17 protein-coding genes are annotated in these 21,762 nt (G+C 69.4%); 11 read left to right on the top strand and 6 right to left on the bottom strand.

The window, feature by feature from the left end; all coding sequences use genetic code 11:
- Positions 1-15 precede the first annotated feature (15 nt).
- Both ACTWQD_RS15460 and ACTWQD_RS15455 read right to left on the bottom strand, forming a co-directional pair.
- Positions 16-1,209 carry an AI-2E family transporter gene (locus ACTWQD_RS15460; protein ID WP_443197010.1) on the bottom strand — a complete coding sequence of 398 codons (1,194 nt, stop codon included), beginning with the start codon at positions 1,207-1,209 and terminating at the stop codon, positions 16-18.
- Between the two features lie 89 nt (positions 1,210-1,298).
- A complete protein-coding gene (locus ACTWQD_RS15455) occupies positions 1,299-2,630 on the bottom strand; it encodes an FAD-binding oxidoreductase (protein WP_443197009.1) in 1,332 nt (443 codons plus the stop codon).
- 172 nt (positions 2,631-2,802) lie between these two features.
- Here ACTWQD_RS15455 and ACTWQD_RS15450 point away from each other — a divergent pair, with 172 nt between their 5' ends.
- From ACTWQD_RS15450 to ACTWQD_RS15430, 5 genes are all read left to right on the top strand, one after another.
- Complete coding sequence (locus tag ACTWQD_RS15450) at positions 2,803-3,213, top strand: TOBE domain-containing protein (protein WP_443197008.1); 411 nt, start codon at positions 2,803-2,805, stop codon at positions 3,211-3,213.
- Positions 3,210-3,986, top strand: a complete 777-nt coding sequence (gene modA, locus ACTWQD_RS15445; RefSeq protein ID WP_443197007.1) for a molybdate ABC transporter substrate-binding protein — start codon at positions 3,210-3,212, stop codon at positions 3,984-3,986. The genes ACTWQD_RS15450 and modA overlap by 4 nt, the downstream gene beginning before the upstream one ends.
- Before the next feature lie 21 nt (positions 3,987-4,007).
- On the top strand, positions 4,008-4,838 hold the full coding sequence (locus tag ACTWQD_RS15440; RefSeq protein ID WP_443197006.1) for an ABC transporter permease: 831 nt from the start codon (positions 4,008-4,010) through the stop codon (positions 4,836-4,838).
- A complete protein-coding gene (locus ACTWQD_RS15435) occupies positions 4,835-5,884 on the top strand; it encodes a sulfate/molybdate ABC transporter ATP-binding protein (RefSeq protein ID WP_443197005.1) in 1,050 nt (349 codons plus the stop codon). The genes ACTWQD_RS15440 and ACTWQD_RS15435 overlap by 4 nt, the downstream gene beginning before the upstream one ends.
- A gap of 63 nt (positions 5,885-5,947) precedes the next feature.
- Positions 5,948-7,033, top strand: a complete 1,086-nt coding sequence (locus tag ACTWQD_RS15430; protein ID WP_443197004.1) for an SDR family oxidoreductase — start codon at positions 5,948-5,950, stop codon at positions 7,031-7,033.
- A 27-nt stretch (positions 7,034-7,060) separates the two neighbouring features.
- On the opposite strand, the gene ACTWQD_RS15425 is transcribed toward ACTWQD_RS15430, so the two are convergent.
- A complete protein-coding gene (locus tag ACTWQD_RS15425; protein ID WP_443197003.1) occupies positions 7,061-7,591 on the bottom strand; it encodes a carboxymuconolactone decarboxylase family protein in 531 nt (176 codons plus the stop codon).
- Between the two features lie 391 nt (positions 7,592-7,982).
- Here ACTWQD_RS15425 and betT point away from each other — a divergent pair, with 391 nt between their 5' ends.
- From betT to clpB, 4 genes are all read left to right on the top strand, one after another.
- Positions 7,983-10,133 (top strand): choline BCCT transporter BetT, encoded by a 2,151-nt coding sequence (gene betT / locus ACTWQD_RS15420; protein WP_443197002.1) that lies wholly within the window; start codon positions 7,983-7,985, stop codon positions 10,131-10,133.
- Positions 10,130-11,626, top strand: coding sequence for an aldehyde dehydrogenase family protein (locus ACTWQD_RS15415; RefSeq protein WP_443197001.1), 1,497 nt, complete (start codon positions 10,130-10,132; stop codon positions 11,624-11,626). Before betT ends, ACTWQD_RS15415 begins: the two co-directional genes overlap by 4 nt.
- Positions 11,627-11,630: 4 nt before the next feature.
- Positions 11,631-13,208 carry a GMC family oxidoreductase gene (locus ACTWQD_RS15410; protein WP_443197000.1) on the top strand — a complete coding sequence of 526 codons (1,578 nt, stop codon included), beginning with the start codon at positions 11,631-11,633 and terminating at the stop codon, positions 13,206-13,208.
- A gap of 244 nt (positions 13,209-13,452) precedes the next feature.
- Positions 13,453-16,116: an ATP-dependent chaperone ClpB gene (gene clpB / locus ACTWQD_RS15405; RefSeq protein ID WP_443196999.1), complete on the top strand. Its 2,664-nt coding sequence runs from the start codon at positions 13,453-13,455 to the stop codon at positions 16,114-16,116.
- A 139-nt stretch (positions 16,117-16,255) separates the two neighbouring features.
- Here the strand turns inward: clpB and ACTWQD_RS15400 are convergent, their stop codons facing one another.
- Entirely contained in the window at positions 16,256-17,188 is a 933-nt protein-coding gene (locus ACTWQD_RS15400) for a septum formation family protein (protein WP_443196998.1), read from the bottom strand.
- Positions 17,189-17,476: 288 nt separating this feature from the next.
- On the opposite strand from ACTWQD_RS15400, the gene ACTWQD_RS15395 reads away from it, so the two are divergent.
- A complete protein-coding gene (locus ACTWQD_RS15395) occupies positions 17,477-17,707 on the top strand; it encodes a DUF3073 domain-containing protein (RefSeq protein ID WP_066439621.1) in 231 nt (76 codons plus the stop codon).
- A 167-nt stretch (positions 17,708-17,874) separates the two neighbouring features.
- Positions 17,875-18,657: a VOC family protein gene (locus ACTWQD_RS15390; protein WP_443196997.1), complete on the top strand. Its 783-nt coding sequence runs from the start codon at positions 17,875-17,877 to the stop codon at positions 18,655-18,657.
- 147 nt (positions 18,658-18,804) lie between these two features.
- On the opposite strand, the gene purM is transcribed toward ACTWQD_RS15390, so the two are convergent.
- The gene (gene purM, locus ACTWQD_RS15385) at positions 18,805-19,977 is read right to left on the bottom strand and encodes a phosphoribosylformylglycinamidine cyclo-ligase (protein ID WP_443196996.1); all 1,173 of its coding nucleotides are present in this window, start codon (positions 19,975-19,977) and stop codon (positions 18,805-18,807) included.
- A complete protein-coding gene (gene purF, locus ACTWQD_RS15380) occupies positions 19,974-21,686 on the bottom strand; it encodes an amidophosphoribosyltransferase (RefSeq protein ID WP_443196995.1) in 1,713 nt (570 codons plus the stop codon). The genes purM and purF overlap by 4 nt, the downstream gene beginning before the upstream one ends.
- Between the last annotated feature and the right edge of the window lie 76 nt (positions 21,687-21,762).

Here is a 21,762-nt window from a genome sequence, read left to right as displayed (position 1 = left end):
TAGACCGGCGGCGGATCAGTCTCGGCTGGCGTCAGCGGCCGCGGTTTCGGACTGCTCTTCCGCCGGCGTCCGCTCGCCGCGCGGCGTGGAGCGCACGCCTTCGCCCTTTTCGTTCAGCTCGGTCTCATGCTCGGCCTCGGCGATGGCCGCGGGGGTGACGGACTCCGCCGAGTTCCACGCCTTGATCGCGGCCCAGGCCACCGCGACCAGCGGGACGGCAAGGATCGCGCCGATGATCCCGGCGAGGATGGTGCCTGCCGTGAGGGCCAGCAGGATGACGAGGGCGTGCACATTGAGAGCCTGGCCCATCACGACGGGCTGGAGGAAGTTGCCCTCCAGCTGGTTCACCACGATCACCACGATGATGACGATCAGGGCTGCAGCCGGGCCGTTGGCCACCAGCGCGACCAGCGCGGCGAGGATGCCGGCCAGGGTGGCGCCGATCAGCGGGATGAAGGCTCCGATGAAGGTCAGCGCGGCCAGCGGCAGGGCCAGCGGCACTCCCATGATGACGAGGGCAAGGCCGATGAAGAACGCGTCCACGAAGGCCACGATCGAGGTGCCGCGCACGTAGCCGCCCAGCACGTTGAGGCTCCGCTCGCCGGCCAGGCGCGCCTTGACCAGCTTCTCGCCTTTGAAGGCCCGCAGCACAAACGCCCAGATGCGCTCGCCGTCCTTCAGGAAGAAGAACAGGATCACGGCCATCAGCAGGGCCCCGGTGATGAAGTTGCCGGCCGCGCTGAGCCCGGAGATGGCGCCCGCGCCGACCGTGCTGCTGGTGGCGAAGTCGATGGCGGCCTCGCGCGCCTGCTGGATCTGCTGGTCATCGATGGGGAAGGGGCCGGTGCGGACGAAGTCGTAGACCCGGTCGAAGCCTTGCGTCGCCTTGCTGGCCAGTTCGTCGGACTGACTCATGACGGCGAGGACGATCCCCGTGATCACGGCCCCGAACGCGAGGAGGAGCAGAATGAATGAGAGGGTGGTGGCGGCCGTGCTTGGCCAGCCCTTGCGGCGCAGCCAGTGGACAAAGGGTGCGATCGCGGCGGCGAGGATCAGCGCCAGCAGCGCCGGAATCACCACCAGCCGGACCTGGATCAGGCCATAGACCACCACCACGGTCAGCACCAGCAAAAGGAGCACCTGCGCGGTCCTGATGCTGGCTCGGCCCAGGCTGTCGCCCCAGGGGGATGTCTTTTCCGGACTGCCCATGCTGATGTTTCTCCCACTTTTCCGTTGGTCACCTTACTGACCAACCGTCTCACAGCATGGGCCGTAAGCCTGCGGGACGTGCCCGCGGGTCAGGAGGCGGGCTGGATGTTCTGGTTGCCGCGGAAGGTGTTCTCCGGATCGAACTCCCGTTTCACCCGGGCCAGCCGGGCATAGTTCTCCTCCCCGAAGGCCGCCCGCACCCGGTCCTGGCCCTCGTCACCGATGAAGTTCAGCCACACACCGCCGTTCGCGTACGGCGAGATGTCCTGCCGGAACCGTTTCACCCAGGCCTTCGCTTCCTGGCCGCCCTGCGGGGTTTCGCCGAGGCCGAAGGGGTGGGTCACCCAGCTGGCGTTCCGGTGCTGCAGCGGCGTCGCCGTCGCGGCCGGACCGCCCACCGCGCCGCCCCAGTGCGCGATCAGCTGCTGCGAACTCGGCCCGGGCAGGGTCCGCGCGGAATCAACGATCACGTCGAGGGCGTCGTCGGACAGTTCGTCATGGTAGTCCGCGCTCCAGTAGTTGTACTTGCCCGGCGGATCGTCCAGCGAGCACTGGAAATCGGCGTAGTCGATGTCCTCCAGCAGGTCCAGGGCCGGTTTCAGCGCACGGTACGGGCCGGCGTGTTCGGCGCCTTCCGCGGCGTCGCCGGCATACAGGTAGACGACGGCGACCGCCATCTTGCCGACCATCTCCGGCGGCATGCCGGGCTCGGGCGGGACGGTCAGGTAGATGATGGCGCCCGTTTCCTCGTTGGGCGCCGCGAGCGCCACCTCCCGGTAGCCGCGGCTTATCTCGGGGGCCGCGTCCCCCGGCCACAGCATCAGCCCCGCGTGGACCTTCGGCCCCAGCGGGTGCAGGCGAAAAGTAAAGGATGTGGCGACGCCGAAGTTCCCGCCGCCGCCGTGCAGCGCCCAGAACAGCTCGGGGTTCTCCGTGGCGCTCGCCGTCACCTGCTCGCCGGACGCCGTCACCAGGTCCACGGAGACCAGGTGGTCACAGGCGAACCCGAAGGCCCGCTCCAGCCAGCCGGAGCCGCCGCCCAGCGTAAAGCCGGCCAGGCCCGTGGTGGAGACCCGGCCGCCGGTGAGCGCGAGGCCGTGCTGCTGGGTGGCCCGGTCGAACTCGCCGCAGGTCAGACCCGCCCCGGCGGTGACCGTGCGGGCTTCCGGATCCACGGTGACGGATTTCATCGGCCGCACATCGACCACCAGGCCGCCGTCGTTCAGCGACATGCCAGCCACCGAGTGCCCGCCGGCGCGGACGGCGACGTCCAGGCTGTGCTCCCGGGCGTACTTCAGGGCCTCGGCGACGCCGGCCGCGTCGCTGCAGGGGGCGATCACCGCCGGGCGGCGGTCGATCATGGCGTTGAACAATGTCCGGGATTCGTCGTAGCCCGGGTCCTCAGGTTTGATCCACTTCACGGCGGTGCTCCTTGGCGACCGCGGCTCCACCCCTCGGGAAAATTTTAAGACCGGCACGGCGCCGCGGCTAGGGCACCGGGGCCGCGGGAGGCCTGTGGCGGGACGCCCGCAGTTCCGGAAATGAGGATACAAACGTACCCGTTGATCCGCAGATGCGGGTTAGAGTGTCTGCATGCCACATATTCGCGTCTCCGAAGCGGCCCGGTTCCTGGGCGTCAGTGACGACACCATCCGGCGCTGGACCGAGAACGGAAGCCTTACTCCGTACCGGGACGACGCCGGGCGGCTGGCCGTGGATGGGCTGGAACTCGCGCGGCTTGCCCGCGGCCAGGCCCAGCTCCCGGATGATCCGGCCAAGGCAGGCAGCTCGGCCCGCAACCGCTTCGTCGGCCTGGTCACCGGCATCACCGCGGACACCGTAATGGCCCAGGTGGAGCTGCAATGCGGACCGTTCCGGGTGGTGTCCCTGATGAGCAGCGAGGCCGTGCGGGAGCTGGGCCTGGAACTCGGCTCGGTGGCGACCGCCGTCGTCAAGGCCACCACGGTGATTATCGAAACGCCGAAAGGCAAGGGGACCATATGAGCCCGGCGCGGAAAGCGTCCGCCCTGCTGCTGGCGGCCGCCCTGCCGCTCGCGCTCGCTGGCTGCGGCGGGGCTACCGGCGGGGGAACTGCTGACGGCGGCACCACGGTCACCGTCTTCGCCGCGGCGTCCCTGAAGGCCCCGTTCACGCAGCTCGCCGAACAGTTCGAGGCGGACAACCCGGGCACCACCGTGACGCTCAGCTTCGCCGGGTCCTCCGACCTGGCCACCCAGGTCAGCCAGGGCGCCCCCGCGGACGTCTTTGCCTCCGCGGATACAAAGAACATGGCCAAGCTGGGCGACGCCGGTCTGGTGGAAGGGTCCCCCCAGGTCTTCGCCACCAACGTCCTCACCATCGTGGTGCCCCCGGCCAACCCCGCATCGGTCAGCTCCTTCGCGGATCTCGCCAACCCGGGGGTCAAGACCGTCATCTGCGCGGCGCAGGTCCCGTGCGGCGCTGCCACGAAGACCCTGGAACAGGAAGCCGGCACCACGCTGCAGCCCGTCAGTGAGGAAGGGTCCGTCACCGACGTCCTGGGCAAGGTGGTCTCCGGGGAGGCCGATGCCGGCCTGGTCTACGTCACCGATGCCAAGGCCGCCGGGGACAAGGCGCGGGAGGTCCCCTTCCCCGAATCCGCGCGGGCCGTCAACACCTACCCCATCGCCGCGGTGCGGACCAGCAGGAACAAGGACGCCGCGGCCGCGTTCATTGCGGCCGTCACGGGCCCTGGCGGCCAGCAGATCCTCCGCGGCGCCGGCTTCGGAACCCCCTAAGGCCGCGTGGGACGCCCGAGAGTGAGTGCCTACAGCGGGATTCCGCGCTGGGTGGTGGCGGTTGCCGCCGTCGGGGCGCTGCTGGTGCTGCTGCCGCTCGCGGCCATGGTGGCCCGGGTCAACTGGCCGCAGTTCATTCCGCTGGTCACGTCCGAGTCATCCCTCACGGCGCTGGGGCTGAGCCTCCGCACCGCCACCGCGAGCACCGCCCTGTGTGTGCTGTTCGGTGTGCCGCTGGCCCTGGTGCTGGCCCGCGGCGACTTCCCCGGCCAGCGGCTGCTGCGGGCTTTCGTCCTGCTGCCGCTGGTGCTGCCGCCGGTGGTGGGCGGCCTCGCGCTGCTCTACGCGTTCGGCCGCCAGGGCCTGCTCGGCCGGAGCCTGGAAATCGCCGGCATCCAGATCGCGTTTTCGACGACGGCGGTGGTGCTCGCCCAGACGTTTGTGGCCCTGCCGTTCCTGGTGGTCAGCCTCGAAGGGGCCCTCCGTTCGGCAGGCAGCCGGTACGAGGCCGTGGCCGCGACACTCGGGGCGCGCCCCACCACCGTGCTCCGCCGCGTCACGCTCCCGCTGGTGCTGCCCGGCCTCGCCTCGGGAGCCGTGCTCTCCTTCGCCCGGTGCCTGGGCGAATTCGGTGCCACGCTCACCTTCGCCGGCAGCCTGCAGGGGGTCACCCGCACCCTGCCGCTGGAAATCTACCTGCAGCGCGAGGCCGACGCCGACGCCGCCGTCGCGCTGTCCCTGCTGCTGGTGGTGGTGGCGGTCATCGTCGTCGGGCTCTCCTACCGCGGGCCGGGGACCGCCGGGACCGGCGGCAGGCCGGCCCGCAGCGCCGGCGGACCGGGGCCCGCATGACGTTCACTCTCGACGCCGTCCTGGCCGCCCGCCGCTTCGAGGTCTCGCTCAGCCTGGCGCCGGGCGAAACGGTTGCGGTGCTGGGACCCAACGGGGCGGGCAAATCCACCCTGCTCTCGGTGATCGCCGGGCTGGTCCGGCCGGACAGCGGCCGCGCCGAGGTGGACGGCCGCGTGTTGTTCGAGCTTGGCGCCGGCGTGCACACGTGGACCGCTCCGCACCGCCGCGGAACGGCCCTGCTGGCCCAGGACCCGCTGCTGTTTCCGCACCTGAGCGTCCTGGAAAACGTTGCGTTCGGGCCCCGGAGCGCAGGCGTGCCCCGGCGGGAAGCCCGGGACAGGGCCCGGCGCTGGCTGGCGGAGGTCGACGCCGCGGAGCTCGCCGGCCGCAGGCCCGGGGAACTCTCCGGCGGGCAGGCGCAGCGCGTGGCGGCCGCCCGGGCCCTGGCGGTGGACCCGGACGTGCTGCTGCTGGACGAGCCGTTGTCCGCCCTGGACATCCACGCGGCGCCGCTGCTGCGGCGCCTGCTCAAGCGGGTGCTGGCCGGGCGGCGGGCCGTCATTGTCACCCACGACGTCCTGGACGCGTACATGCTGGCGGACCGGGTGATTGTGCTGGAGGAAGGCCGGATCACCGAGGACGGACCCACCCGGGAGGTCCTCCGGCGGCCGCGCAGCCGTTTCGCCGCGGGGCTGGCCGGGCTGAACCTGGTGCCGGGGACGGTCACGCCCGGCGGGCTCCGGTCCGGCGACGGGCTCGACTTCGCCGGCCAGCACGACGACCCCCTGGCGCCCGGGCAGTCCGGGGTGGCCGCGTTCCCGCCGTCGGCCGTGTCCGTTTTCCTGGACGAGGCGCACGGCAGCCCGCGGAACTCGTTCCGTGTCACGGTCACGGACCTGGAGCCGCACGGTGACCAGATCCGGGTCCGCGCCGGCGAGCTGTCCGCCGACGTCACCCCGGCAGCCTCCGCGGACCTGGGCCTGGCGCCCGGCCTGGAGGTCTACTTCGTGGTCAAGGCCGCAGCGGTGTCCATCTACCCCGCGTAGGGGCCGGTGCGGCCGGGGCCATAGGGTGGAAGGGACCCCACCCCCCAGCCAGGAGGATCTTCCGTGCATTCACAGTCAGCCCACGTCCAGCGACGGACCGCCTTGGTGGTGGGAGCGAGCGGCATTGCCGGTTCCGCCCTGGTGGACCTCCTCTCCGGCGCGGGATGGGATGTGCTGGCCATGTCCCGTGGCGGCGGCGCCGCCCGTCCCGGGGTGCGGCCGCTCAGCGCGGACCTTGGCTCGCCGGAGAGCCTCGCGGCCGCGCTGGCCGGGGAAACCCCCACCCACGTGTTCTTCACCGCCTGGTCGCGGCAGGAGACGGAGCGGGAGAACATCGAGGTCAACGCGGCGATGCTGCGGAACCTGCTCGAGGCGCTGCGCGGCAGCCCGGTGGAACACGTTGCGCTGATGACCGGGCTGAAGCACTACCTGGGCCCCTTCGAGGCCTATGCCGCCGGGGAAATGCCGGACACCCCGTTCCACGAGGAGGAGCCGCGGCTGCCGGCGCCGAACTTCTACTACGCGCAGGAGGACGAACTGTGGGCCGCAGCGGAGCGGCAGGGCTTCACCTGGTCGGTGCACCGCGCCCACACGGTGATCGGCCATGCGGTGGGCAACGCCATGAACATGGGCCTCACGCTCGCGGTCCAGGCCTCACTCTGCAAGGAACTGGACCGGCCGTTCATCTTCCCCGGCTCGGAGACGCAGTGGAACTCCCTCACCGACATGACGGACAGCGGGCTGCTGGCGGAGCACATGCTTTGGGCGGCCACCGCGGAGGGGGCGGGCAACCAGGCCTACAACATCGTCAACGGGGACGTCTTCCGCTGGCGCTGGATGTGGCCGCGGCTGGCGGCCTGCTTCGGCGTCGAGCCGGCCGGCTTCGAGGGCGCGCCCCGGCCGCTGGAAGAGCAGATGAAGGGCATGGAAGGAACGTGGGCTGAGATGGCCCGCCGGCACGGGCTTGCCGAGCCGGATCTGTCCCGCGTGTCCTCGTGGTGGCACACCGACGGCGATCTGGGCCGCAATATCGAGGTGCTGGCCGACATGTCCAAGAGCAGGCTGGCCGGTTTCACCGGGTACCGCCGGACGCTGGACTCCTTCACGGAACTCTTCGACCGCTTCCGGGCCGACCGGCTGATCCCGTAACCCGGCCGATCCCGGCGCCCCGCGCGGTTAGCCGTTGTCGTTGCCGTCGCCGGCTGCCTTCTGCGTTTCGGCGGCTTTCCGGCGCACCGGGTGCTGGCTGACGATCGACACCCGGTTGAAGGCGTTCATGGCGATCACCAGCCAGCTGATGGCGGAGAACTCCGCGTCGTTGAGGTGCTTGCGGGCGAGGCGGCCTTCGTGTTCCCGGGCGGCGGCGTCGGAGATGTTGGTGATCGCTTCGGCCAGGGTCAGGGCGGCGGACTCCTTCTCGGTGAAGAGGTCCGTGTCCCGCCAGGCGGGCAGGACCGCGAGGCGCTGGGCGGTCTCACCGTTCTTCACGGCATCGCCTACGTGGAGGTCCAGGCAGTAGGCGCAGCCGTTGATCTGCGAGATGCGGACGTTCAGCAGCTCGATCAGGGTCTGGTCCAGGCCGGCTTCATCCGCGGCCTCCTTGGCTTTCAGGCCCAGCCCGTTGAGGGCCCGCCAGGCGGCCGGATGGGCCTTGTCCAGGAAAACGGACCGGGTGGTGTGGGGCTGCGCTGCCGTCGTCTCATCCATGGTCCACAGCCTACCCACGGAAACGCCGAAAACGCCGCGTGACAAATCTGTCATACATGTGACAAGATGCATGAACAGCGAAATCCCCTGCAGGAGCGGTCCCCCGGCCGCTCACGGAGTTGGTCCGCAGACACCGGACCGGCACCCCACATCCGGCGGTCGGCTCCTTGGGGGAGCCGGCCGCCGGACGGGGTTAACGGATTCCCGGGCGGCGCGGGCCCATCTGAGTGTCAGAACTCACTTAACTGAGCATTCCATCAGCAGGCTTGCTAGCGTCGATGGCATAGCCAGACCCGCAAGGACGCCGCCGGCAGGCCTTGGCCCCGGCTGGAAACAGCCTCCCGCAGCTTTGTGCCCGTACGGTGTCCCGACCGCAGCCTCACAAACTGAAATGGGATCCATGAGCCAAAACGCAACTGTCAGGACAAATTCGACCCCCGCCCCGGGCGAACCGGACGGGGCAGTGGAGCGCCGGACCCGGGTCAACAAAAGCGTCTTCATCGGTTCTGCCACCGGCGTCGTGGGGATCGCGCTCTGGGCCATCCTTGCCAAGGACAATGCCGAGGCCGTCATCGGAGCGCTGGTCGGGTGGGTTTCCACCAACATGGGCTGGTACTACTTCCTGATCGTCACGGCCGTGCTGGTCTTCGTCCTGGTCGCGGCGCTGTCCCGGGTGGGGCGGACCAAGCTGGGGCCGGACCACTCGAAGCCGCAGTTCGGGCTCTTCACCTGGGCCGCCATGCTGTTCGCCGCCGGGATCGGCATCGACCTGATGTTCTTCTCCGTCTCCGAACCGGTCAGCCAGTACCTCGCCCCGCCGCAGGGCGAGGGCGGCAACCCGGAGGCCGCACGCCAGGCCCTTGTCTGGACCCTGTTCCACTACGGACTCACCGGCTGGGCGCTGTACGCCCTGATGGGGCTGGCGCTCGGATACTTCGCCTACCGGCACAACCTGCCGCTGAGCATCCGCTCGGCGCTGTATCCGATCTTCGGCAAAAAGATCGAGGGGCCGATCGGCCACACGGTCGACATCGCTGCCCTCCTGGGCACCATCTTCGGCATCGCCACGTCCCTGGGGATCGGCGTCGTGCAGCTGAACTACGGGCTGCACTTCATGTTCGGTGTCCCGGAAAACCTCGGCATCCAGATCGGCCTGATCGCCCTCTCGGTGGTCATGGCCACCATCTCGGTGGTGTCCGGGGTGGAAAAGGGCATCCGCCGGCTGTCGGAGCTCAACGTCATCCTGGCCGTCGCCCTCATGCTCTTCGTGCTGGTGGCCGGCAAGACCAGCTTCCTGCTCGACGGGATCGTGCAGAACGTGGGCGACGTGATGAGCCGCTTCCCGGCGATGACGCTGGACACCTTCGCGTACGACCGGCCCACCGACTGGCTGAACGCGTGGACGCTGTTCTTCTGGGCGTGGTGGATCGCGTGGGCACCGTTCGTGGGCCTCTTCCTGGCCCGCATCTCCCGCGGCCGCACCATCCGCCAGTTCGTCCTCGGCACCATGACCGTGCCGTTCCTGTTCATCCTGCTGTGGATCTCCATCTTCGGAAACTCCAGCCTTGACCTGATCATGGGCGGCAACATGGCCTTCGGCGAGGCCGCCATGAGCAATCCCGAACGGGGGTTCTACAGCCTCCTGGCGGAGTTCCCGGCCGTGCCGGTCACGGCCGCCGTCGCCACGTTCACGGGCCTGCTCTTCTACGTCACGTCCGCGGACTCCGGCGCCCTGGTAATGGCCAACTTCACCTCGCACCTCAAGGACGCGGACGCTGACGGCCCGGAATGGATGCGCGTCTTCTGGGCGGTGGCCACCGGCCTGCTGACCCTGGCCATGCTGATGGTGGGCGGTGTGACCACGCTGCAGAACGCCACCATCGTCATGGGCCTGCCGCTGTCCCTGCTGCTGGTCTTCATCATGCTGGGGCTGTACCGGGCCCTGCGGGTGGAGAATTCGCTCAACGACAGCTACCGCGCCAGCCTGCCCGGCATCATCTCCGGCCGCGCCGGCGGAGAACAGCGCGGCGGCCGCAGCTGGAGGCAGCGCCTCACCCGGGCCATGAGCTACCCCGGCCGCCGGCAGACCACCCGGTTCGTGGAAACCGTGACCCTGCCGGCCCTGCAGGAAGTATGCGAGGAGCTCAGGACCCAGGGGGCGGAAACCGTGCTGTCGGTTGTCCCGGTGGAGTCCTGCGGAATCAACAGCGTCGACCTGCAGCTGGCCATGGGGGAGGAGCGCGCCTTCAAGTACCAGATCTACCCGGTGCAGTACGAGACGCCGTCCTACGCCACCCGGCGGGCGGACCCGGAGGACCACTACTACCGGATGGAGGTGTTCTCCCTGGAGGGCAGCCACGGCTACGACCTCATGGGATACACCAAGGAACAGGTCATCACCGACGTCCTGGACCACTACGAGCAGCACCTGGAGTTCCTGCACCTGAACCGTGCGGCGCCGGGAAACACGGTGCTGGTCGAGGACCAGGTGGCTAAAGACAATTGGGAATCAGATTTCGAAACGCAGGAGGCAACAAAATGAGCACCGAAACGCTCTTCATCGGCGGCAGCTGGACGGCAGCATCCGACGGCGGCACCCGGGACATCCACTGCCCCGCCGACGGCTCCCTGGTGGGCACCGTCTCTGAGGGCACCGCCGAGGATTCTGCCCGCGCCGTGGCGGCTGCCAAGGCAGCGTTCGACGCCGGCGAATGGTCCGGCAAGTCGCCGCTGGAACGCGGCACGTTCCTGATCAACGTCGCCGCCCGGCTGCGTGAGCGCAAGGCTGAATTCGCGCGGGCCGAGACGCTGGACACCGGCAAACGCCTGGTGGAAAGCGAAATCGACATCGAGGACATCGCCAACTGCTTCGAGTACTTCGGCAAGCTGTCCGGCCAGGACTCCGGCCGCGTGGTGGATGCCGGCAGCCCCACGGTGGTGAGCCGCATCGAGTACGAGCCCGTGGGCGTCTGCTCCCTGATCGCCCCGTGGAACTACCCGCTCCTGCAGGCCTCCTGGAAGATCGCCCCGGCACTGGCGGCCGGCTGCAGTTTTGTCCTCAAGCCCAGCGAACTTACCCCGCACACCTCCATCCTCATGATGGCTGTGCTCCAGGAACTGGGCCTGCCCGACGGCGTCGCCAACCTGGTGCTGGGGGACGGCAGGACCGTGGGGTCCGTGCTTTCCAGCCACCCCGACGTCGACCTGGTGTCCTTCACCGGCGGCCTGGAAACCGGAAAGACCATCGCGGCCGCAGCCGCCGGCTCGGTCAAGAAGGTGGCTCTGGAGCTGGGCGGCAAGAACCCCAACATCATTTTCGCGGACGCCGACCTCGAGGCCGCCCTGGACAACGCGCTCAACGCCGCGTTTGTGCACTCCGGCCAGGTCTGCTCGGCCGGGGCCCGGCTGATTGTTGAGGAGTCCATCGCGGACACGTTCGTCGACGAGCTGGTGCGCCGCGCCGAACAGATCCGCCTGGGCGGCCCGTTCGATCCCGACGCCGAGACCGGCCCGCTGATCTCCGCGGCGCACCGCGACAAGGTCACCGCCTATGTGGACAAGGGTGTGGCCGAGGGCGCCCGCCTGCGCTGCGGCGGGGCATGGGGCGAGGGTGAGCTGGAAAAGGGCTTCTACTACCTGCCCACCGTCCTGGACCAGGTCAAGAGCGGCATGTCCGTGGTGGTGGACGAGGCCTTCGGCCCCGTCGTCACCGTGGAGACGTTCAGCACCGAAGAGGAAGCCGTGAAGATCGGCAACGACACCCACTACGGCTTGGCCGGAGCGGTGTGGTCCCAGGACGCCGGCAAGAGCCAGCGCGTCGCCCGCGGCCTCCGCCACGGCACCATCTGGATCAACGACTTCCACCCGTACCTGCCCCAGGCGGAGTGGGGCGGATTCGGCCAGTCCGGCGTCGGGCGCGAACTCGGCCCCACCGGCCTGGCGGAGTACCAGGAAGCCAAGCACGTCTACCACAACATCGATCCGCAGGTGACGGGATGGTTTGCCGACCGCTCCGCCGCTGCAGAGGGGAAGTAGCTCCATGACCAAGCTGACCAAGACCGAATTCGACTACATCGTGGTCGGCGGCGGCTCCGCCGGCGCGGCCGTTGCCTCCCGCATCAGCGAGGACCCCGCCGTCGAGGTGGCCCTCGTGGAGGCCGGGCCGGATGACCGCGGCCTGGACGAGATCCTGCAGCTGGACCGCTGGATGGAGCTCCTGGAATCCGGCTACGACTGGGACTACCCCATCGAGGAGCAGGAACACGGGAACTCGTTCATGCGCCACGCCCGCGCCAAAGTGATGGGAGGCTGCTCCAGCCACAACTCCTGCATCGCCTTCTGGGCACCCCGCGAGGACATCGACGAATGGGAGACCAAATTCGGCGCCACCGGATGGAACGCCGAGATGGCCTACCGGCTGTTCAAGCAGCTGGAAACCAACGAGGATGCCGGCCCGAACGCACCGCACCACGGCGACAGCGGCCCCGTGCACCTGATGAACGTCCCGGCGTCGGACCCCACCGGCCGTGCCCTGCTGGAGGCCTGCGAGCAGTCCGGAATTCCCACTGTCCGGTTCAACACCGGTGACACAGTGATCAACGGTGCCGGCTTCTTCCAGATCAACCGGCGGGCGGACGGCACGCGGTCATCCTCCTCGGTGTCCTACATCCACCCGATCATGGACCGGGCGAACTTCACGCTGCTCACTGGGCTGCGCGCCAAGGAACTCACGTTCGACGGCGGCAACCGCTGCACCGGCGTCGCCGTCGTGGACAACGCCTTCGCCAAAACCCACCTGCTGGGCGCCCGCGCCGAGGTGATTGTGTCCGCCGGCGCCATCGACTCCCCCAAGCTGCTGATGCTCTCCGGGATCGGCCCCGCGGAGCAGCTGGCGGAGTTCGGCATCGAGGTGCGGGCGGATTCCCCCGGCGTCGGCGAGCATCTCCAGGACCATCCGGAGGGCGTCATCCAGTGGGAAGCCAAGCAGCCCATGACGGAGACCTCGACGCAGTGGTGGGAGGCCGGGATCTTCACCCCGACCGAAGAGGGCCTGGACCGGCCGGACCTCATGTTTCACTACGGCTCCGTGCCGTTCGACATGCACACCCTCCGCCAGGGATTCCCGACGACGGAAAACGGCTTCTGCCTCACCCCGAACGTCACGCATGCCCGCTCGCGCGGAACCGTGAAACTGCGGAGCAAGGACTTCCGGGACAAGCCCAAGGTGGATCCGCGCTACTTCACCGACCCGCACGACATGCGGGTGATGATCGCCGGCATCCGGAAGGCCCGCGAGATCGCAGCCCAGCCCGCCCTGGCCGACTGGGTGGGGACCGAGCTGTACCCGGGCGAGGCCATCCAGACTGACGAGCAGATCGCCGAGTACATCCGGACCACCCACAACACGGTCTACCACCCGGCCGGGACGGTGCGGATGGGGTCCGCCGAGGACCGGATGTCGCCGCTGGACCCCGAACTGCGGGTCAAGGGAGTCACCGGGCTGCGGGTGGCCGACGCCTCGGTCATGCCGGAGCTGACCACCGTCAACCCGAACATCACCACCATGATGATCGGCGAGCGGTGCGCTGAGCTGGTCCGGCAGGCCCGCGCGGCGTAGCTTCCGGGCCGCACCCGCGGGAACATGCCCAGCCTTCGCGCCGAGCACCGGACATAGTGGGTTTATGTCCGGTGCTGGCGCTGCGCGGAGGGCATGTCCCGCGGTGGCGCGGCAGGCGCCCGGGGGACTCCGCCCCTAGACAGCCATTTCGCCGTCGGCAAACATGGATCCAAAGCGCTCGCATGCAAAGTTGAGTGGAGTACACTCAACTTTAAGATCAGCATGTTCCCGGAAGGAGCTCTCTTTGGACGCCAAATTCACCACCAAGAGCCAGGAGGCTCTCGCGGCAGCCGCCATGAACGCCTCGACGGCGGGGAACCCCCAGCTGGAACCCGCCCACCTGCTCAAGGCGCTGATGGACCAGCGTGAAGGTGTCGCCGTCGCACTTCTGCGTGCCACCGGGGCGGACCCCGATTCCGTCAGCGTCCAGGCCAGCACCGCCATCAAGGCCCTTCCGGCCACCTCCGGCAGCTCGGTGCAGCAGCCCCAGCTCTCCCGCACCGCCCTGCAGGCCATCAAGACCGCCCAGACCGAGGCCGAGCGGCTCGGTGACAGCTTTGTCTCCACCGAGCACCTGCTGCTGGGTCTGGCATCCGGCAGCGACGCCGTCGGCAAGCTGATGCGCGACGCCGGCGCCTCCCACGAGGCCCTGGTGGCCGCCCTGCCGGGCGTCCGCGGTGACCGCAAGGTGGACAACGCGGACCCCGAAAACTCGTTCCAGGCACTGGAGAAGTACGGCACCGACCTCACCGCCATTGCCCGCTCCGGGAAGCTGGACCCCGTAATCGGTCGCGACGCCGAGATCCGCCGCATCGTCCAGGTGCTGAGCCGCCGCACCAAGAACAACCCCGTCATCATCGGCGAGCCCGGCGTCGGCAAGACCGCCGTCGTCGAGGGCCTGGCGCAGCGGATCGTCGCCGGGGACGTGCCGGAGAGCCTGCGCGGCAAGACCCTGATCGCGCTGGACCTCGCCTCCATGGTGGCCGGTGCCAAGTACCGCGGCGAATTCGAGGAGCGGCTCAAGGCCGTCCTGGAGGAGATCAAGAGCTCAGAGGGCCAGATCGTCACGTTCATCGACGAGATCCACACCGTGGTGGGCGCCGGCGCGTCCGGGGACAGCTCCATGGACGCCGGCAACATGCTCAAGCCCATGCTGGCCCGCGGCGAGCTCCGGCTGATCGGGGCCACCACGCTGGATGAGTACCGCGAAAACATCGAGAAGGACCCAGCCCTGGAGCGCCGCTTCCAGCAGGTCTTCGTCGGGGAACCGAGCGTGGAGGACACCATCGGCATCCTGCGCGGACTCAAGGAACGCTACGAGGCCCACCACAAGGTGGCCATCGCCGACTCCGCCCTGGTCGCCGCCGCCACACTCTCCAACCGCTACATCTCCGGCCGGCAGCTGCCGGACAAGGCGATCGACCTCGTGGACGAGGCCGCCTCGCGGCTGCGCATGGAGATCGATTCCGCCCCGGAGGAGATCGACCAGCTGCGCCGTTCCGTGGACCGGCTCACCATGGAGGAGCTGGCCCTCGCCAACGAGACCGACCCCGCGTCGGTGGAGCGGCTCGCGGCGATCCGCGCGGACATGGCGGACAAAAAAGAGGAACTGGCTGCCCTCAACGCCCGCTGGGAGGCTGAGAAGGCCGGCCTGAACCGGGTGGGCGACCTCAAGGCCCGGATCGATGAACTGCGCTCCGCCGCCGAGAAGTTCCAGCGCGAGGGCGACCTCGAAGCCGCCTCGCGGATCCTCTACGGTGAACTTCCCGCCCTGGAGCGGGAGCTCACCCTGGCCGCCGAGGCGGAGTCCGCCCGGGTGGCCGGTGGCGGCGCCAAGCAGGACCTGATGGTCGCCGAGGAGGTCACCGCCGACGACATCGCCGAGGTGATCTCGGCCTGGACCGGCATCCCCGCCGGCCGGATGCTGCAGGGCGAGAGCCAGAAGCTGCTGGACATGGAACACGTCCTGGGCGAACGGCTGATCGGCCAGTCGAAGGCCGTCACCGCCGTCTCCGACGCCGTCCGCCGCGCCCGCGCCGGCGTCAGCGACCCCAACCGGCCCACCGGCTCCTTCCTGTTCCTTGGCCCCACCGGCGTCGGCAAGACCGAGCTGGCCAAGTCCCTCGCCGACTTCCTCTTCGACGACGAGCGCGCCATGGTGCGGATCGACATGTCCGAGTACTCGGAGAAGCACTCCGTGGCCCGGCTGGTGGGCGCCCCTCCCGGCTACGTCGGCTACGAGGAGGGCGGCCAGCTCACCGAGGCCGTCCGCCGCCGCCCGTACTCCGTCCTGCTGCTCGACGAGGTGGAGAAGGCCCACCCGGAGGTCTTCGACATCCTCCTGCAGGTGCTCGACGACGGCCGCCTCACCGACGGCCAGGGCCGCACCGTGGACTTCCGCAACGTGATCCTGGTGCTCACCTCGAACCTGGGCAGCCAGTTCCTGGTGGACCCCGGCCTGGACGCCGAGGCCAAGAAGAAGGCCGTGATGGCCACGGTCCATGCCTCCTTCAAGCCGGAGTTCCTGAACCGGCTGGACGAGGTGGTGCTGTTCGATCCGCTGAGTGTCGAGGAGCTGTCCCGGATTGTGGAGCTGCAGGTCAAGGAACTCGGGGAGCGCCTCAAGGGCCGCAGGCTCAACCTCGAAGTCACCGAGGGTGCCCGCGCCTGGCTCGCCGTGACCGGTTTCGACCCGGCGTACGGCGCCCGGCCGCTGCGCCGCCTGGTGCAGCGGGAAATCGGCGACCGGCTGGCCAAGGCCATCCTGGCCGGCGAAATCGCCGACGGCGACACCGTGCTGGTGGACACCGCGCCCGACCTCACGGAGCTCACCATGGGCGGTGTGCACGCCGGGGAACGGCCCGACGGCGCCACCGGCGGCGGGCTGTCCGTCCGCCGCAAGGCGTAGGCCGCAGCCGGGGAGCCTCCGGCAGGATAGAAAAGGAGCTGCCAGCCGGACATGGTCCGGCTGGCAGCTCCTTTTGTGGGGCCCACCTGGCCCGGTCCCGGGGAGCCCGGTCCCTGGCGGATCAGACGCCCTGGTGTTCCTAGGGGATCAGCGATTCCATAATGACGTTTCCGGAATCGGCGGTGACGTAGCAGTCCACCCGGCGGTCGCCGTTGTCCCAGCTGGAGGAGCTGGGGTAGGCGTTGCGCTGTTTCAGCTCGTAGTTGGTGGCGGCGGCGGTCAGCTGCGCGCTGCGGCAGGTCTCGCGGCCTTTGTCCTTCAGCGCGTTGAGCCCGGGGTAGCTGTCCGATGCCTGGTAGTGGTGCACGGCGATCAGCTGCGCCGAGTGCCCCGAGGCGCAGTCCACGATGGTGGACTGCGGCGCCTCCGGGTCGAAGTCCTTGAAGCAGTCGCCCGGCTGGAAGTCCAGCGCGCCCACGCCCTCCAGCGGCAGCGCCGCCCGGGGTGCGGGCGCCGACGGCGTCGTGGCCGCGGCGGGGGACGCATCCGCGACGGGCCGGGTGCTGCTGCCGCCCAGGGAGGTCAGCCACCAGATGAGGACGCCCATCACGACGACGGCGGCCGCCGCGGCGCCCAGCTTCGCCAGGCTCTGGCTGCGCACCCAGCCGCCCAGCTGCGCCACCTTGTCCGAGGCTGCCCTGCCGGCCCCGGCGAGGGCTCCGGGGGTTCCCGCGGCGGGACTGGCGGCCGGTTCGGCGGTTGGCCGGGCGGCCGGTTCGGCGGCCGGCTCGGCCGCTACAGGGGGCGTATGGGGAGCAGCAGGTTCGGTGGCTGGTTCGGCCGCTGCCGGCGCCGCGGCTGGGGCATCGGGCCGGGCGGCTGCCGGGCTTGTGCGGGGTGCGGCGGCCGGCACGATCGGCGTCGCGGATGTGGGCGGTGTCGACGGCCGCGGCGGAATGGCAGGTGGAGTTGCAACCGGGGCGGCAGGTGGGGCGGACCGTTCGGCGGGTCCGCCGGCAGGAGGAACCGCGGGCTTGCCGGCGTCGCCGTGCCTTTCGTTCTCTTCGGTCACTGGGAACTCACCACTTTCGTGCGTCTTGGCCGCGGCTGGACGCGCGGCGGCAGGACCCGTATCCGGAAGTCCACTACGGAACTCTATCTAAGTTGCCGGGCGGGCTGCATGCCGAAGGGCGCCGTGGGGTGCCGGTGTGCGGCGCCACTGTCCACGGTGGCCGCCCCGGGGAGCAGTTGCAGCAGAAAGCATGTAATCTAGGTGTACGACAAATTGACCAAACATTCCGGGGCCTCACTAACGCCAATGGTGACCACCTCCGGTCCGAGTACAAAAGGGGGTCACGCCATGGGGCGCGGCCGTCAAAAGGCAAAAGCTACCAAGCAGGCTCGGGATATTAAGTACTATTCCCCGAACACTGACTACTCTGCGCTTCAGCGTGAGCTCAAGAGCTCAGAGCGTGCGCCGAGCCGTTTCTCGAATGAGCCGGTTGAGCCGGACTATTCGGCCTACGTGGACAAGTACGCGGACGATGTGGAAGAGGACGACGACGAGGTTCACACCCGTCGCATAGGTTAGTCGACACTTCTTTCCGGCATGCACTTCCGTCAGCGGATTGCCGACCACATGATTTCAGGCCCGTCGGCCACTCCCCGGAACGGGCGTGACCGGCGGGTTTTCTGCTGCCCGCGTCCCGGCTCCGCGCCACTACCTGGAACCACCCCAACTTCCCGGAAGGATCTGCCATGACACTGCGCACGGGGTTCACCGAAGGCGAGGTCTGCTGGACGGACCTCCAGACCAGCGACGTCGCGGCGGCCAAGGACTTCTACGCGGCCGTCTTCGGCTGGCGGTTCGAGGACCGTCCCACGCCGGACGGGCGCAGCTACGCCCAGGCGTTCCTGGGCGATGACCTGGTCACGGTGATCGCGCCGCAGAACCCGCACCAGCTGGCGGGCGGGGCGCAGCCGCAGTGGAACGTGTACTTCGCCGCCCCCGACGCCGGGGAGCTCGCCGAGAATCTGGTCCACGCTGGCGGGGCGCTCGAGTTCGGCCCCGAAGCCGTGGCCGACACCGGGGTGATGGTCTTCTTCGCCCCGCCCGGCGGCGGCACCACCGGTGCCTGGCAGGCCGGCAGCCACTTCGGCACCGCCCGCGGCGGGGAGGCCGGAGCCCTCACCTGGGCCGAACTGCTGACGCCCGAGCCGCAGGCCGCCGTCGGATTCTTCCAGCACGTGTTCGGGCACGATGTCACCGAATACCCGCAGGACGACGGCGGGAAGTACTCCACGCTGATGGTGGACGGGGTGGAGGTGGCCGGGATTGCCGCGGTCCCGGCCGACGCCGAAGACACGCTGAAACCGGGGTGGCAGGTGTACTTTGGGGTGCCCAGCGTCGCTGAAGCGGTCGCAGCGGCCGTGGGAGCCGGAGGCACCGTCCTGATCGAGGCGGACGACGCTGAGGAAGCCGGCACCATCGCCACCCTCGCGGACCCCCAGGGCGGGGTGTTCAGCGTTTTGGAGGTCTAGACCCCCTTAAAAAGATCGAGTGCTCCACAACTGCCGTTTTGGGGGTGCTAAACGGCAGTTTGGGCCCACGCCGGCAGGGTTCCCTGGCCGAGCTTGCGAGGCGAGGGAGCCGGTGGGGAGGAGCACTCGATGGGGGGTGCGGCGGCCTCAGGCGTAGGCGTTGACCATCCGGACGGCGCCGCCGTCGACGCCCTTGGCGCCCTGGACGTAATCCGGGCCGGTCTTGATGATCGCGTCCGAGTCGTTTTCGACGGTGCCCATCACCCAGGCCGGAAGGCCGCGCTCGTTCAGTCGGTTCACCGCGGCGTCGGCGGCCTCGGGCGAGACGATCGCCACCATGCCCACACCCAGGTTCAGCGTGCGCTCCAGATCGGCCAGCGGGACGTTGCCCAGCTCGGCGACCAGGCGGAAGATGGCGGGGAGCTGCCAGGTGGCGCGGTCCACGGTGGCCACCAGGCCCTGCGGGAGGACGCGGGCCAGGTTGGCGGCGAGCCCGCCGCCGGTGACGTGGCTGAAGCCGTGCACGGCCTGGCCGGCCGCGGATCCGTCCACCGGGAAGGTGCGGGCCAGGTCCAGGCAGTCGGCGGCGTAGACGCGGGTCGGTTCCAGAAGTTCCTCGCCGAGGGTGCGGCTGAATTCGGACACGTGGCGGTCCAGGGCCCAGCCGGCGTGGTTGATGACGCGGCGCACCAGGGAGTAGCCGTTGGAGTGCAGCCCGGAGGAGGCCATGCCGATCACCACGTCGCCGGCGCGGACGCGGTCCGGGCCCAGCAGGTTGGCGGCCTCGACAACGCCGGTGGCGGCGCCCGCGACGTCGTACTCGTGCTCGCCCAGCAGGCCCGGGTGCTCGGCGGTTTCGCCGCCCACCAGGGCGGTTCCCGCGACGGAGCAGGCGGCCGCGATGCCGCGGACGATGTCCGCGATGCGCTCCGGGACAACCTTGCCGCAGGCGATGTAGTCGGTCATGTACAGCGGCTCGGCGCCCACCACCACGATGTCGTCGACCACCATGCCGACGAGGTCGAAGCCGATGGTGTCGTGGATGTCCATGGCCTGCGCGATGGCGACCTTCGTGCCGACGCCGTCGGTGGAGGTGGCCAGCAGCGGCTGCTTGTAGGTGAGCAGCTTCGAGACGTCGTACAGGCCGGCGAAGCCGCCGACGCCGCCGATCACCGAGGAGTTGTGGGTCGCCTTGACGGCGTCCTTCATGAGCTCGACGGCGCGGTCGCCCGCTTCGACGTCGACGCCGGCGGAGGCGTAGGTGATGCCCACGGCGTTCTGGGCGGCGTTCATGTCAGCGGCCGGGGAGGCGGAAGTCATACTGGCTCTTTCTTGTCGGCATCAAGCTGGTCGGCGGGGACGCGGTCGGCGTCGGTGAGCAGTTCTTCGAATTCGGCGTCCGGGCCCGGGTCGCAGCCAGTGGCACCGGCCTTCTCCGCGGGGTCGGCGTCGGCGGAGATGGCGGCGTCGGCGTCGGCCGTGACTCCGGACGTGGCGCCCGGGGTGCCGGGGGTGGCTGCCATGGCGGGGAGGCCGGCCGGCTTACCGCCTGGCTGTCCGACAGGGTCGGGGCGTTCGAGCAGGTTCTTGCCCAGCTTGTCGGCGCCCGGCAGCTCGATCGGGTATTTGCCCGTGAAGCAGGCGGTGCAGAGGCGTTCGCGCGGCTGGCGGGTGGCGTCGATCATGCCGTCTTCGGAGATGTAAGCCAGCGAGTCGGCGCCGATCGCCTGGGAGATCTCCTCGATAGTGGCGCCGTTGGCGATCAGTTCGGCCCGGGACGCGAAGTCGATGCCATAGAAGCACGGCCACTGCACGGGCGGGGAGGAGATCTTCACGTGCACTGACGCGGCGCCGGCTTCGCGGAGCATCCGGACGATCGCGCGCTGGGTGTTGCCGCGGACGATCGAGTCATCCACCACCACCACGCGCTTGCCGCGGATCACGGATTCCAGGGCGTTGAGCTTGAGCCGGATGCCCAGCTGGCGCAGGGTCTGGGACGGCTGGATGAACGTCCGTCCCACGTAGGCGTTCTTGACGAAGCCGTGCGCGAAGGGGATGCCGGATTCCTCGGCGTAGCCGACGGCGGCGGGGGTGCCGGACTCGGGGACCGGGATGACGAGGTCCGCTTCCTGGGTGTTCTCGCGGGCCAGCTGGCGGCCCATTTCCACGCGGGATTCGTACACGGAGCGGCCTGCGATGGACGCGTCCGGGCGGGCGAGGTAGACGTATTCGAAGACGCAGCCGGCCGGCGTCGCGTCGGCGAAGCGCTGCGACCGGACACCGTCCTCGTCGATCGCGATGAACTCGCCGGGTTCGATTTCACGGATGAAGCTGGCGCCGACGGTGGCGAGGGCTGACTGCTCGGAAGCCACCACCCAGCCGCGTTCCAGCCGGCCCAGGCAGAGCGGGCGGATCCCGTAGGTGTCGCGGGCGGCGTAGAGGGTGCCCTCATCCATAAAGACGAAGCAGAAGCCGCCCTTGATCTTGGGCAGCAGGTCCATCGCGGTCTCTTCGAGCGACTTGCCCTCTTCGCCCTCCAGCAGGGCGGTCACCAGCGCGGTGTCCGAGGTGTTGCCCTGCTTCATTTCGCCGGTGAGCTGGCCGTCGTTACGGTCCACGATCATGGCCTTGAGCTCGGCGGTGTTGGTCAGGTTGCCGTTGTGCGCCAGCGCCACGGTGCCGGTCGCGGTGGCGCCCAGGGTGGGCTGCGCGTTGGCCCAGTGGCTGGCGCCGGTGGTGGAGTACCGGCAGTGGCCCACGGCCAGGTGCCCGGTCAGGGTGTTCAGCGTGGTCTCGTCGAAGACCTGGGAGACAAGCCCCATGTCCTTGTAGACGTTGATCCGCTTGCCGTCGCTGGTGGCTATGCCAGCCGACTCCTGACCGCGGTGCTGCAGCGCGTACAGCCCGTAATAGGTGAGTTTTGCCACCTCTTCGCCGGGAGCCCAGACCCCGAAGACGCCACATGCATCCTGGGGGCCTTTTTCGCCAGAGAGAAGGTCATGAGAAAGTTTTCCATCGCCGCGTGCCACTGGTCGATTATCTCACGTTGTGCGCTAGGACTTTCCCGGCGCCCGGTTTATGACCTCGGGGGCCGGGCTCCGGCCG

Origin of the sequence: Pseudarthrobacter sp. 1C304 (assembly GCF_052245515.1) — a bacterium.
GTDB lineage: Bacteria > Actinomycetota > Actinomycetes > Actinomycetales > Micrococcaceae > Arthrobacter.
This window is presented reverse-complemented; position numbering and strand designations above follow the sequence as displayed.